Consider the following 12725-nt stretch of genomic DNA (forward strand, 5'->3'; position numbering starts at 1 on the left):
TTTAATAGTTTAGCATGTGCATGCATGGTAAAACTTGATGATGCCATCATAGCAAGGCTTGAGCATGCTGGGCATAAGTTTGAGATTCTGGTGGATCCGGATGCAGTAGAAAGAATCAGGGAGGGAAAACTGGACGTGGAAAATGATCTTGCCTCTGAGGACATATTCAAGGATGCCAGAAAGGGAGAAAAGGCTGGAGAAGAAGCCATAAAGGAGGTATTCAAGACAGATGATATCTTAAAAATAGTACCTGAAATAATAAAACGTGGACAGATACAGCTCACAACAGAACAGAAGCATAAAATGGTGGAGACCAAGAGAAAGATCATTATAAATACAATATCAAGGGAAAGCATAAATCCACAAACAAATGCTCCTAACCCGCCGGCAAGGATTGAAGCTGCAATGGAAGAGGCAAAGATCCATATAGATCCATTTAAACCAGTGAACGAACAGATAAACATGGTACTGAAAGAATTAAAGCCAATCATACCAATAAGAATGGAGAAAGTAAAGCTTGCAATAAAGGTCAAGGGTGATGCCTACGGGAGAATGTATGGCGATATAAGCCATGAAGGGCAAATACTTAAGGAAGAGTGGGGTAAGGATGGTAACTGGATGTGTGTTATTGAAGTGCCTGCGGGTATGTATGGAGATATAATATCATCTCTGGGGAGAAAGGGTAAGGACGATATAGATATAAGAAAAATATAAGGGAAATAAATTTCTTTATAGTTCAGTTGAAAAAATTAAAGAAACAATATATAAGAAGTTTTCATTGCCCTGTTAAAGAGAGATGAAATAGACAAAATGCAAAACGTATTAATTACGATGAGAAATAAAGGATGTGATTTAAGACGAGAGAGATAAAAGAGATTGTGTTTCCAGGAGATGATATTGATCCAGGAAACCTTAAACCAAGAAATGGCGTGCACAGATGTGCTGACGGGAAGTTAACTTCACAGTATTTTGGAGTGATTCAGAAAGGGGAGGAGTATATAGACATAGTACCGTTTAATGGCAGCTATTTCCCAAGGCGTGGTGACAAGGTAATAGGAAAGATAATGGAAGTAGGTCCATCAATGTGGACAGTGGACATAAAATCGCCTTACATGACAATGCTTCACATGAATGATACACCTTGGAGAACCATATCTGGAGACCTGAAGAAATTCCTAACAACTGGTGACTATGTGTATGCCAAGGTAATGAATGTAAACGAAATAAAGGAAAGCTGGATTACGCTGAAGGAACCTGGAATTGGATTAAGAAAGCTGGAAGGGGGCCACATAATGGCAATTCCAGCTCCAAAGGTACCAAGAATCATAGGAAAGAACGGTTCTATGGTCAATATGGTCAAGGATGCAACATTCACAAGGATTGTCATAGGACAGAATGGGCTCATTTGGATAGATGGACTCCCAGAAAATGTGATTGTCGCTTCAGAGGCAATAGCTCTAATAGAAAGTGAGGCACACGCAACAGGACTTACTGACAGAATTACGGAATTTTTGAAAAGTAAAAAAGGTGAAATAAATGGGAACACCCAGTGATAAGAAACTGATAAATGAAAATGGATTGAGGCTTGATGGAAGAGGAGACGAAGAACTGAGGCCAATCAAAATATCGACGGATATTCTTGAAAGAGCAGATGGAAGTGCCTTTATGGAATGGGGTGGAAATAAGATACTGGTAGCGGTTTATGGTCCAAGAGAAGCATACCCTAAGCACACGCAGGACATTGAAAAGAGTGTTGTAAAAGCAAGATACAATATGGCAGCATTTTCAGTGGACGAAAGAAAAAGACCAGGACCTGACAGGAGATCAACTGAAATTTCCAAGGTAATTTCAGAAGCGTTAAGTGCAGCTGTTATGGTGGAACAGTTTCCGAGAACACAGATTGATGTATTTATAGAGGTTATACAGGCAGATGCCGGTACAAGAATTGCGAGCCTTACAGCTGCTTCAGTTGCTCTTGCCTCGGCAGGCATACCCATGAGGGACATGGTTGTAGGTTGTTCAGCAGGAAAGGTAGAAGACAGAATCGTTCTTGATCTTTCTAAGGACGAGGACAACTTTGGGCAGGCAGATCTTCCCATGGCGGTGCTTTCAAAGAACAAACAGGTTGTTCTAATTCAGATGGATGGAGACCTGTCTAAGGAAGAATTCGTCAGGGCTACTGATATGATAATGAAGGCCACAGATAGAATAGCCGAGATTCAGAGAAAGGCACTTTCTGAAAAATATAAAATAGAGAATCTATCAGAATCACAGAACGGAGGTGAATAAATGCCTAAAGATGCAAGTGGAATCTTGTCAGAGATAAAGAAGGGTTACATAAGTAAAAAGTTGAAAGAAGGAACAAGGGCAGATCAGAGAAAGCTCGATGAATTTAGAACAATAAGGATAGAGCCAAATTTCATTCCAAGAGCTCAGGGTTCAGCATTTGTGAACCTCGGAAAAACGAAAGTTCTGGTAGGTGTCAAGGTAGAATCAGGCGAGCCATTTCCAGATACGCCAAATCAGGGAGTTCTGACAACTAATGTTGAAATGTTGCCAATGGCATTCCCCACATTTGAACCTGGACCACCAAATGAGGAATCCATAGAGATTGCCAGAGTTGTGGACAGGGGTATAAGGGAAAGCAAAATGATAGATCTCGAAAAGCTTTGCGTTGAGCCGGGTAAGAAAGTCATGATTGTTTTCGTGGATATTGATGTTCTGGATTATGATGGAAATCTGATAGATGCATGCACAATGGGCGTAGTGACTGCTCTGCACACCGCCACATACAGGGTTGATGAAGCATCACCGGAAACAAAGTTGCCAGTCAGGTCAATGCCAGTATCAGTTACAATGGCAAAAATCGATGATGAACTTGTATGCGATCCTGACGTTGAAGAAGAACAGATGTCTGATGCAAGATTAACCGTAACATTTACAGAAGATGGGCACATAAGAGCGATGCAAAAGGGTAACTCTGGTTCATTTTCCATGGATCAGATTAAAAAGGGTATTGACATGTCGGAAGTAGTCGGGAATAAAATAAGGGAATACATCAAACAGGTGATTTAAAATGTCAAGAAGAACTCTGAAAGTTGGACCAGCGGGCAGATTCGGCCCAAGATACGGTGTCACAGTAAGGAAGGTATGGAGCGAGATATATAAGCAGAAGAAGGCCAGATATGAATGCCCCAAATGCAAGCAGTTGAAGGTTGTTAGGATAGCATCAGGAATATGGAACTGCAGACACTGTGGTTACAAATTCGCTGGTGGATCCTACAATCCAGAATTCTCACAGAGAGTAAAAGAGGAACTGGTAGACAATGCAGTATAAGTGTATTAGATGCGGCAGAATTCTGGAGAAGTCACTTGGAACCAATGAAATAGAATGTGAATGTGGTTCCAGGGTTTTCCTGAAAGAAAGACCAAATGTGGAAAAAGAAGTAAACTCAAGATGAGTAGTGGGGATGGATAAATTCACCCAGCTATCCAACGAAAAACTATGTATCAGGTGTGCCGGCAGGATTTTTGCAACTGTCGGTCACACAATGACAAATTTGGATCGTGGAAATCAGATTTTATTCACATCAAGATGTTTTGGATACGAACTCATTTTTGTTGAAGAAAAATCCTGTTCTTTGTGCTCAGGAATATTTCTTGAGATCCCAAAATACGCAGGTGAAATTCAAAAAAGGTTATCTGATTATGAATACAGAACGATCCTTATAGGATCTTCATTTCCTGCCAGTATACTGGAAAAAGAAAGGATACTGCAGGAGAAATATGGCAATCTAGGAGAACCAATAAAAAAAGAGTTCAGTCGTGAACTGGGGAAATATTATATGGATATGACTGGAAAAGAATTTGATAGAAGTGATCCAGATATAATGGCAAAGGTTAACACAGAATATATGTCAATAGAATTTCAGATAAAATCTCTCCTTATCTATGGTATATACAGAAAGAATATACGTGGCATTCCTCAAACAAGATGGATTAAATACTCTGAAAAAACAGATACAGTTGAATCCATAATCGGTGATCAGATCAAGATTATGGGGAACGGAAAAGACTATGCCCTGCATGGGGCTGGAAGGGAGGATGTGGATGTAAGAATGCTTGGTAATGGGAGAGAATTCGTAATAGAGCTAACAGAGCCAAGAATAAGAAACATAAACCTTGAAAAGTTAACAGAGAACATTAATAAAACAAATCTTGGAGTTACAGTTTCATCCATGAGGCCCTCAAGCAGGGAAGAAATTAAAAACATAAAAGACGAGAAGCACTACAAGATATACCGTGCAAAACTGGAATCAGAAAAACCTGTTTCATGCGAAGAATTAAAGGAGATATGTAAGGAATTTAACGGGAAAGTTATATATCAAAGGACACCATTACGAGTTAGCAGTTCAAGATCTGATATTGTAAGAGAGAGAAAGATATCGGAAATGTCAGTGGAATGCGGTGAAAATGGTGATCATGTATTAACCATTGAAGCAGAAGCTGGAACATATATCAAGGAACTTGTCAGTGGAGATGGGGGTAGAACAAAGCCAAGTCTTGCTGAGAAGCTAGGTACTGAGATAAGGATCAGAGAACTGGACGTAATAATGATCAAAAGGTGAAAAAATGGTAAAAATGTCACATGGGCCAAGGTCAGGATCAAGAATGACCATGACAAAGAGATTGAAAGATAGAGGAATGCCAAGAATTAATTCATACATGAGAAAATTTGAGGTTGGAGAATTTGTGGCAGTGAATATTGATCCATCTGTGCACAAGGGGATGCCATTCCACAATTTCCAGGGTTTTACTGGGGTTATAGAAGGTATGCAGGGAAGGTGCTATCTTCTTGGCATAAAAGTGGGTGGAGTAAAAAAGACAATTATCGCTGACCCTGTACATCTGAGAAAAATCAAGGTGTAGTTATGAATATAAAGTATATCACATCATCAGAGGCCAGAGACTTACTTCAGGACCTAAAGGAAAACTCACCTGAAGAAGCTAAGGAATTTGAATATGTGAGACAGTTTTCAAGACTAAGCAAAAAGGATGCAGTCGAGGCAGTTAAGAAGATATCTGAACTTTCAGGTTTCTCAGAAGAAGTCTGTGTAAAGATAGTCGATCTGATGCCATCCAACATTGAGCAGATGCTGGCAATTTTAAATTCTTATAAGCTTACACCAAAAGATGAAGTTTTAAGTAGTATAATTGATTATTTAAAAGAATTGCAGTGATAATATGGAAGAATATGCTTTCATTCTGGACGTTCTAATGCAGGGTAGGTCTACGGATCATTCATATAGCAGGACACCTTTAGTTTTTGGACTGGGAGAGACCGAGTTCAAGCTTCTTGAAATGATTCCAAAGGAGGGGGCCATTCTTACTGTTGGTGACAGGGTATACATTGGAAAGGATCTCCAGAAGAGAGATAAAATAATGACTGTGAAACGCAGGATAGGGTATGAGGAATTATCATCGTCAGCAGTAACAGAATTACCATATATACTCGAGAACATAGTTAAGGAGAATGAAAAAAAATATGTTGATTTCTTCAACAGGGCAGAATCAATTAACTCGCGAATGCATACTCTTGAACTTCTTCCAGGGCTTGGCAATAAAACAATGTGGTCAATCATCGATGAAAGAAAGAAGAAACCATTTGAATCCTTCAAGGATCTTACAGACAGGGTAAAGACGGTTCATCACCCTGAAAAGATGATAGCAGTTAGGATCGCGCAGGAAATTGACGGGAAGAATGAAAAATACAGGATTTTTGTTAAACAATGAAGCTCTATACTGAAAAATATGGTCAGGTCCTTTTGAGGGACAAAAATATTGCGCAGATAGAGATTTCAAATCTCGAAGAAGGGGAAAAAGTTCTTGAAATAGGTCCAGGGGAAGGATTCTTAACCCAGTTTCTCCTTGAAAAATATCCAAAAGTCACAGTTGTTGAGTCTGATCACAGATTTGCGGATATACTCAGTGTGAAGTTTTTTGATTATGTGGAACACGGGCAACTCGAAATTATTCACGGGGATTTCCTCGAATACGAAGGCCTGGTTCAGGATCAAATAATAGGAAATGTCCCCTATCATATTTCATCGAAAATTGTTCAGAAATTGTCGACGATGAAGTTCAACAAGGCTGTACTTATGTTCCAGAGTGAGTTCGCAACCACTCTTATGGCAAAGCCATCAACAAAGGAATATACCCGAATGACTGTTTTCGCCTATCTCAACTTCAACATTGAATTTATTAAGCTTGTTTCAAGGAACAGCTTTTCACCTATTCCAGGGGTGGATAGTGCAATAATATCTCTCAGGAACCATGATAATTTTCCCGATCTTGACTGGAATCTTGCAGAGACAAAACTGAGACAAATGTTCTCACAGAAGCGGAAGAAACTCAAAAATGTCATTGAGAACTGCCCTGTGCAATTTCAGGAGAATCGCATAGATCAGTTGCCCCCAGAATCTATTATAAACTTATTGCGAAATGAATAGCATTCCAGATTGAAACATGGATTATACTGATTGGATAGGAACAAGGTTCAAAAAAACGGAATCAAAAAAAGCCACATTATATTGAAATTTAATATAAAAATCTATTAGTCCAGTTTTTTATATAAGGGTTCTCTCTAATTTCAAATAAAAATTTAGGGTAATTACTCACTGAAAGGATCTGGTACTTTTAGTTTCAGAAGAACAACTGGTTTGCGGTTGTCTTCTATTTTGCATTGGTACAAAAGAATAAAATTAACTAGATGATTTGCACAAACAAGTTTTTCATTAGAGATTTTCACATAAATTGCTAAACTTTAAAAAACCAGCCAGCCCAGAACATACTTAGAATTAAAAATAAAAATTAATGTAATTAAAATAAAAATTATTGTTTAAATTTAATCGAAAGCGCATCCGCACTGTATTGCTTCTATTTCGCTCTCATGTTTTGTCCCACACTGGTGGCATTCAAAGGGTCCTTTTCCTGTTTCCATACTTATCATAAAATTAAGTAAAGTTTTAAGCATTTAAACTTTGCCACTCTTGAATTCGGCATTTGACTGACATATGATGCAATTGTGTAAGTTTAAATTCAAAGGTCAATCATATCAATAATAGCAGTGTTTTCCGGAAAATAGTGAGGATTAGTTTAAAATAAATAGATCATCCTATTCTTTTAAAATTAAATATAAACAAGTGACTCTTTATAATAAAAATTGAAAAATGTTATGAAAATACTGGTTTTCTAATTAATAATCAAGGAAAAGTGTATTTTCACTTTCCTGTGTCGCTGGCTGTATCCATGTTATTCTTTTGCTGTTGTATCTTGGCAAACTCACTTATTCCGAAATTGCTCACACCGGCTGTGAGTGTGTTTGCTGGAATCATCATCAGAGTTCCCTTTCCTTCCAGACCAATTTCATAAAGTATGTTCATCCATCTTAATTGAAGTGCTCCAGGGTTGTCCACATACATCTTGGAAGCCTCTACCATCTTGCTTGCTGCCTCTACTTCCGCCAGTGCCAGTGTTACTCTTGATCTTCTTTCCCTCTCTGCAGAAGCCTGCCTGGACATTGCCTCCTGAAGTGACTGAGGAACCACAACATCCCTGATCTCAACTGATGATACCTTTATTCCCCAGTGTTCAGTCTTTTCATCTATAATGGCTCTTGCACCTTCGCCGACCTTTTCTCTTTCTGAAAGAATCTCATCAAAGGAATACTTACCTATAACCTCTCTGAGAGTTGTTTGAGCCGACAAACTTGTCGCATTCGCAAAGTTTTCAATATTCAATACAGCCTTCTGTGGATCTATGGCCTGATAATACATTATGGCGTCACAGTTTACCGGTACATTGTCGTTTGTGAATGTTGAGTCAGTTTTAAAAGCAACTGCCTGAATTCTCAAGCTTATAATAACAGGTATCTTGCTGATGAAAGGAGTTACATAAATTATTCCTGGTCCCTTAATCCCTGAGAACCTTCCCAGTGTAAGCACGGGTGCCCTTTCCCACTCTCTCAGTATATGCAATCCTGATAGGATTATTAGCACTATCACAATCACAATAAATATCAAAAAATATTCTATAGCACTCATCAGGATATATATGTGTATCATACTAATTAATTGTTTCTAAATTAATTTATTATATTCTAGACTTTTTTACTCTGAAAGGCTGTAAAACAGAGAAATTTTATACACATGTGTTGGACTATATGAGGAAAATAAAAGGGAAGAATATGGCACAAAAACAATTGAAAATTGAGTATAAATGTTGGAGATCAATAAGATATTGATAAAATGAAAATCATTTTAGCAGATAAAGGGATAAAGAATGGGTTATGGGCGTTCAAGAATTCGGTTCAAAGATCAGAGACGGTAATTTCTTTCATATAGCAATAAATACGGACGAAAACTATTTTAGACATGCATTCAGTAAAATGGAATATATCATGGCATATGAATATCTGGAAGAACTTATGGATAGACTTTCAGTTAATTCATACAGGATAAAGGTTCCCAAATACATTTACCGCGGTGAGGACAAAGATTTCGAGCATTATATTAACGAAAGGAGGAGCATATTCAAGGATCATCCTCTAAATAAAATGGAGGAAGGCTTCATGGATAGATTCAGACAGTTTAAAATACAGAAATATAAGGAAATTGAATCCGATAAAATGTCTATCTGGAACCAGAAAAGTGTTATGGAAATTATAGACGAAGAAAAAAAGAATCATATTTTGATAACAGGATTTGATACTGATAATGAGATTTTTATAAATGCACTGAATGCCAGTGACATGGGTATTGTACCTGTGATACTTTCTGATGGAGTGTCAGCACCATCAGAGAGAAACCATTTCAACACTCTTGAATTAATGAGCAGATTCACATATATGGTTGATAGCAGAGATATCATGCTCATGGCCGGTGATCTTTAACATGAATAGAGTACCAATAATACTCATAGGCGGTATACCGGGAGTAGGAAAAACCAGTATATCTGGATATATTGCAAGGCAATTGAATATCAACATTGTGATGTCAGGAGATTACATAAGGGAAATAATAAGACCATTCGTTCCAGATGATGATGTATTGCAATACTCTGTTTACGACTCATGGAAGAAATATGGGGAAAACACAGAAGTGAATGTAACGAGAGGATTCCTCAATCAGGGAAAACTCATAAACAGGGCCACTTATTCCTCAATAAGAAGGGCAATTACTAACGGAGAGCCGATCATCATTGAAACGCTATATTTCATCCCAGATCAGCTTAAGGAAATTATAGGTGAAATAACCAGCCTATATATTCACATTTCTGATTATAATACCCACGTTAATCGACTCAATGAAAGAGAAAAATATACACACTTCGGTTCACCGGGAGAAAGACTTTCATCAAACCTAAAAAATTATAGAATTGTAATGAAAGAGTCAATGCGTCAGTGTGAAAAATATAACATTAGAATTTTTGATAATATGGATTATATAAGAACTAGAGAGCAAATACTCGAATATGTTTCTTCTGTTAATGGTAGAATATAGAAAAGTAACAATTAACAACTTAGCAGTTACTTTCACTTTCAGTAATAACTGTTTTACTTTACAAAATTAATTTATGCTTTAATCACATTGTAAACTATGTCAATTGAAACAGTTAACCCATTTTCCATGAGCAAGCTGGGCAAATATGAAGAAGATGATGAAGACACAGTGAAAAAAACATTTGAAGGTGTGAATAGGGAACAGGAAACCTGGAAAAAAAGTATTGATGATAGAATCAAGTTCCTGAAGGACGAAGTTATTCCTAGATTCAAAAGGGAAAAGGAAAACCTTGCAAAGATTATGTCATCTGAAATGGGTAAGCCAATCACCCAGAGCAGGGCGGAAATAGATAAGTGTATCATGATGACAGAATATTTCTGCAAGGAGGGGAAGAATTTTCTGTCAGATAACGTCATTGAAACAGAGGCAAGCAAAAGTTTTGTAAGATTTGAACCCCTGGGAACAGTGTTCCTAGTAATGCCATGGAATTTCCCATTATGGCAGGCTATGAGAGCAGCAATTCCTGCAATGGTAGCTGGAAATGGAATAGTACTCAAGCATGCATCAATAGTAACTGGAAGTGCCAAGAAAATGGAAGAAATATTCGATAGTCCGCTTTTCAGGGTGATAAAGGTATCAGGCTCAAGGGCGCTTTCAGCAATCAAATATTCGGATGGAGTTTCATTTACAGGCTCTGAAATGGCTGGCATGGCAATAGCATCTGAGGCTGGAAAACATATAAAAAAATCAGTTCTTGAATTAGGTGGTTCAGATCCATTTGTGGTTCTTGACGATGCAAACCTCGAACAGACAGCAAAAGAAAGTACCTATGCTCGATTGCAGAACAACGGTCAGAGCTGTATAGCCTCAAAGAGGTTTATTGTGAGCAAGAAGATTTCAGAGAACTTCTTTGCACTGATGAAGGAAAACTTTGAAAAGGTAAGGCTAGGAGATCAGCTTGACGATAAAACATACATAGGACCGCTTTCCTCTGCATCTCAGGCTGAGACTGTGAGGAAGCAGATAGAACAGTTGAACAGCCTTGGGAAGCTTCAGATGTTTGGCGAACAGCATGGTAATATTATCCCACCAACTATTGTCCAAACAGAGGCAAACTATTTAGATGAAGTCTTTGGTCCAGTTGCTATTTTCAAAACGTTTGACACACTGGAAGATGCTGCAAAAATATGCAATGAAACTGGATTTGGATTGGGCGCATCAGTATGGGGTAGCGTTGATCAGGCTGAGAAGGTAATACCTATGATCAGATCTGGAATGGTTTTCGTGAACAAGGTTGTAGCTTCTGATCCCAGACTGCCATTTGGAGGTGTGGGAAAGAGTGGATACGGGAGAGAGTTATCTAAGTTTGGGATACTTGAATTCACGAATTTTAGAACAGTGTGGATTCAGGAAAGACCCTGAGATAAAATTTTTAAAAGAAATCTTCATCCGACTTCTCAAAGGTTTTAAACCTTTCAACACTATGTTAATTCATGAAAGGAAGTGATCTCTTTACTAAAGCGCTTTTAAATGAAAATGTAAAGCACATATTTGGGTTGCCGGGCGAAGAAAATATAGACTTGCTCGACTCAATTTCAAAAACAGACATTGACTTCATAGTCACCAGACATGAACAGGGTGCTGCATTTATGGCAGATGCCTATGCCAGAGTTAGGAAAACTCCTGGAGTATGTCTATCAACCCTTGGCCCTGGGGCAACAAATCTTCTTACCGGTGTTGCAAATGCTCATCTTGACAAGGTGCCTGTTGTGGCCATCACGGCCCAGGCATCAAGAGACAGACTCCATAAAGAATCACATCAGAATGTTGATACTATTGCACTTTTCTCTGGCATAACAAAATATAACAGGTCCGTAATAGTACCTGACAGTATACCCGAGATAGTAAGAAAAGCATTCAGCATATCAATGAAGGAACAGCCTGGCGCAGCGCACATACAGTTGCCGGAGGACATTGGTTCCATGGAGACAGATGAAGTAAGAATGATCCCAATCCCAGACGAGGCAATTTACGAGGCAAACGGTAGCATAGTAAAAAAAGCTGCAAAACTGATAAATTCAGCCAAGTATCCAATCATTCTTGCCGGAAATGGGGTCATTCGTTCCAGATCATGGGATATGGTAAGGAAGTTCGTTGAGGTTTCAGGTATACCAATTGTAAGCACTTTCATGGCAAAAGGCATACTGCCCTATGACAATCCAAACAATCTTTTTATAGTTGGGGGCAGGCCATTTCCAATTGAACTAAGACCATTAATTCACTCTGACCTTGTTATAGCAATCGGTTTTGATATGGTAGAATATGATCCAATTATATGGAATGAGGATTCATCACGAAGCGTAATAAACGTGGCAACCACTATGGCAGAAACAGATGAACACTTTCCTGTTGCATTTGATCTTGTTGGTAATATAAATATTACACTGGACCTGTTATTGAGGAACATTGAAAAGAGACCACTAACCAAAGAATTCATGGAAATACGAAGGAAAAGAAAAGAGTTCTTTGAATCTCCTGGAACTGGAAAGGAAATTATACCTAAGGCAGTAATCAAGGTTCTTTCAGAGAACAATCACGAAAATACCCTTGTAATATCAGATGTTGGATTACACAAAGTCTGGATGAGCAGATACTACCAGCCAAAATTCCCTGATCGTACCATAATATACAATGGATTTGCATCTATGGGAGGTTCACTTCCTGGGAGCATCGGTGCCATGAAGGCCAATCCTGATCTGGATGTGATAGCTGTCATGGGAGATGGTGGATTCCTTATGAATGTACAGGAGCTGGAAACGGCGTACAGACTGGGTATTTCATTTACTGCAATCGTTTTCAATGACAGAACTTACAGTCTAATAGAAAAACATCAGGAGGACCATAATCTGAGTCCGAAATATATACATTTCACAAATCCAGACTTCGATCTACTGGCAAAGAGTTTTCATTCTGAATATTTCTATGCAGATGAGGCAAAAGGATTTGCTGAGGCTCTGAAGGAATCAAGAAGGTCAGATGGTGTCAAGATCATAGAGGTTAAGATTAACTAACCCATCTTCAAATTTTCCCTGTGGATATTCAATTTCTAAGACTTCCAATTGTAGACCATTGAACTTTATACCATATGGGATCTTTCTTGCAATT

The 12725-nt window shown here is 38.3% G+C and carries 16 protein-coding genes; 15 read left to right on the top strand and 1 reads right to left on the bottom strand.

Annotation, left to right across the window (positions count from 1 at the left end):
* Window positions 1-24: 24 nt before the first annotated feature.
* The 11 genes from CSP5_RS01700 to rsmA all read left to right on the top strand — a co-directional run bounded on the left by CSP5_RS01700 (window position 25) and on the right by rsmA (window position 6509).
* Complete coding sequence (locus tag CSP5_RS01700; protein WP_021789172.1) at window positions 25-714, top strand: ribosome assembly factor SBDS; 690 nt, start codon at window positions 25-27, stop codon at window positions 712-714.
* 164 nt (window positions 715-878) lie between these two features.
* Window positions 879-1553 carry an exosome complex RNA-binding protein Rrp4 gene (rrp4, locus tag CSP5_RS01705; protein ID WP_241869829.1) on the top strand — a complete coding sequence of 225 codons (675 nt, stop codon included), beginning with the start codon at window positions 879-881 and terminating at the stop codon, window positions 1551-1553.
* Complete coding sequence (gene rrp41, locus CSP5_RS01710) at window positions 1537-2289, top strand: exosome complex exonuclease Rrp41 (protein WP_148689541.1); 753 nt, start codon at window positions 1537-1539, stop codon at window positions 2287-2289. The genes rrp4 and rrp41 overlap by 17 nt, the downstream gene beginning before the upstream one ends.
* Window positions 2290-3075, top strand: a complete 786-nt coding sequence (rrp42, locus tag CSP5_RS01715) for an exosome complex protein Rrp42 (protein ID WP_021789169.1) — start codon at window positions 2290-2292, stop codon at window positions 3073-3075. It begins immediately after the preceding gene.
* A 1-nt stretch (window position 3076) separates the two neighbouring features.
* On the top strand, window positions 3077-3337 hold the full coding sequence (locus CSP5_RS01720) for a 50S ribosomal protein L37ae (protein ID WP_021789168.1): 261 nt from the start codon (window positions 3077-3079) through the stop codon (window positions 3335-3337).
* Window positions 3327-3461 (top strand): DNA-directed RNA polymerase subunit P, encoded by a 135-nt coding sequence (locus tag CSP5_RS01725; protein WP_077075897.1) that lies wholly within the window; start codon window positions 3327-3329, stop codon window positions 3459-3461. The genes CSP5_RS01720 and CSP5_RS01725 overlap by 11 nt, the downstream gene beginning before the upstream one ends.
* 9 nt (window positions 3462-3470) lie before the next feature.
* Window positions 3471-4628 carry a tRNA pseudouridine(54/55) synthase Pus10 gene (locus CSP5_RS01730; RefSeq protein ID WP_021789167.1) on the top strand — a complete coding sequence of 386 codons (1158 nt, stop codon included), beginning with the start codon at window positions 3471-3473 and terminating at the stop codon, window positions 4626-4628.
* A 4-nt stretch (window positions 4629-4632) separates the two neighbouring features.
* A complete protein-coding gene (locus CSP5_RS01735; RefSeq protein WP_021789166.1) occupies window positions 4633-4929 on the top strand; it encodes a 50S ribosomal protein L21e in 297 nt (98 codons plus the stop codon).
* 2 nt (window positions 4930-4931) lie between these two features.
* Window positions 4932-5240 (top strand): Rpb4 family DNA-directed RNA polymerase subunit, encoded by a 309-nt coding sequence (locus tag CSP5_RS01740; protein WP_148689542.1) that lies wholly within the window; start codon window positions 4932-4934, stop codon window positions 5238-5240.
* 4 nt (window positions 5241-5244) lie between these two features.
* On the top strand, window positions 5245-5793 hold the full coding sequence (locus CSP5_RS01745; RefSeq protein ID WP_021789164.1) for a DUF655 domain-containing protein: 549 nt from the start codon (window positions 5245-5247) through the stop codon (window positions 5791-5793).
* A complete protein-coding gene (gene rsmA, locus CSP5_RS01750; RefSeq protein ID WP_148689543.1) occupies window positions 5790-6509 on the top strand; it encodes a 16S rRNA (adenine(1518)-N(6)/adenine(1519)-N(6))-dimethyltransferase RsmA in 720 nt (239 codons plus the stop codon). Before CSP5_RS01745 ends, rsmA begins: the two co-directional genes overlap by 4 nt.
* A gap of 771 nt (window positions 6510-7280) precedes the next feature.
* Here the strand turns inward: rsmA and CSP5_RS01755 are convergent.
* The gene (locus CSP5_RS01755; RefSeq protein ID WP_077076775.1) at window positions 7281-8102 is read right to left on the bottom strand and encodes an SPFH domain-containing protein; all 822 of its coding nucleotides are present in this window, start codon (window positions 8100-8102) and stop codon (window positions 7281-7283) included.
* Between the two features lie 245 nt (window positions 8103-8347).
* Between CSP5_RS01755 and CSP5_RS01760 the strand changes: the two genes are divergently transcribed.
* The 4 genes from CSP5_RS01760 (at window position 8348) to CSP5_RS01775 (ending at window position 12631) form a co-directional block, all read left to right on the top strand.
* The gene (locus tag CSP5_RS01760; protein ID WP_148689544.1) at window positions 8348-8950 is read left to right on the top strand and encodes an isochorismatase family protein; all 603 of its coding nucleotides are present in this window, start codon (window positions 8348-8350) and stop codon (window positions 8948-8950) included.
* 1 nt (window position 8951) lies between these two features.
* Entirely contained in the window at window positions 8952-9560 is a 609-nt protein-coding gene (locus CSP5_RS01765) for an AAA family ATPase (protein ID WP_148689545.1), read from the top strand.
* Window positions 9561-9656: 96 nt separating this feature from the next.
* Window positions 9657-10982 (top strand): aldehyde dehydrogenase family protein, encoded by a 1326-nt coding sequence (locus CSP5_RS01770; RefSeq protein ID WP_148689546.1) that lies wholly within the window; start codon window positions 9657-9659, stop codon window positions 10980-10982.
* A 71-nt stretch (window positions 10983-11053) separates the two neighbouring features.
* Window positions 11054-12631, top strand: a complete 1578-nt coding sequence (locus tag CSP5_RS01775) for an acetolactate synthase large subunit (protein WP_148689547.1) — start codon at window positions 11054-11056, stop codon at window positions 12629-12631.
* Window positions 12632-12725 lie beyond the last annotated feature (94 nt).

It is taken from the genome of Cuniculiplasma divulgatum (assembly GCF_900083515.1).
Lineage (GTDB): Archaea > Thermoplasmatota > Thermoplasmata > Thermoplasmatales > Thermoplasmataceae > Cuniculiplasma > Cuniculiplasma divulgatum.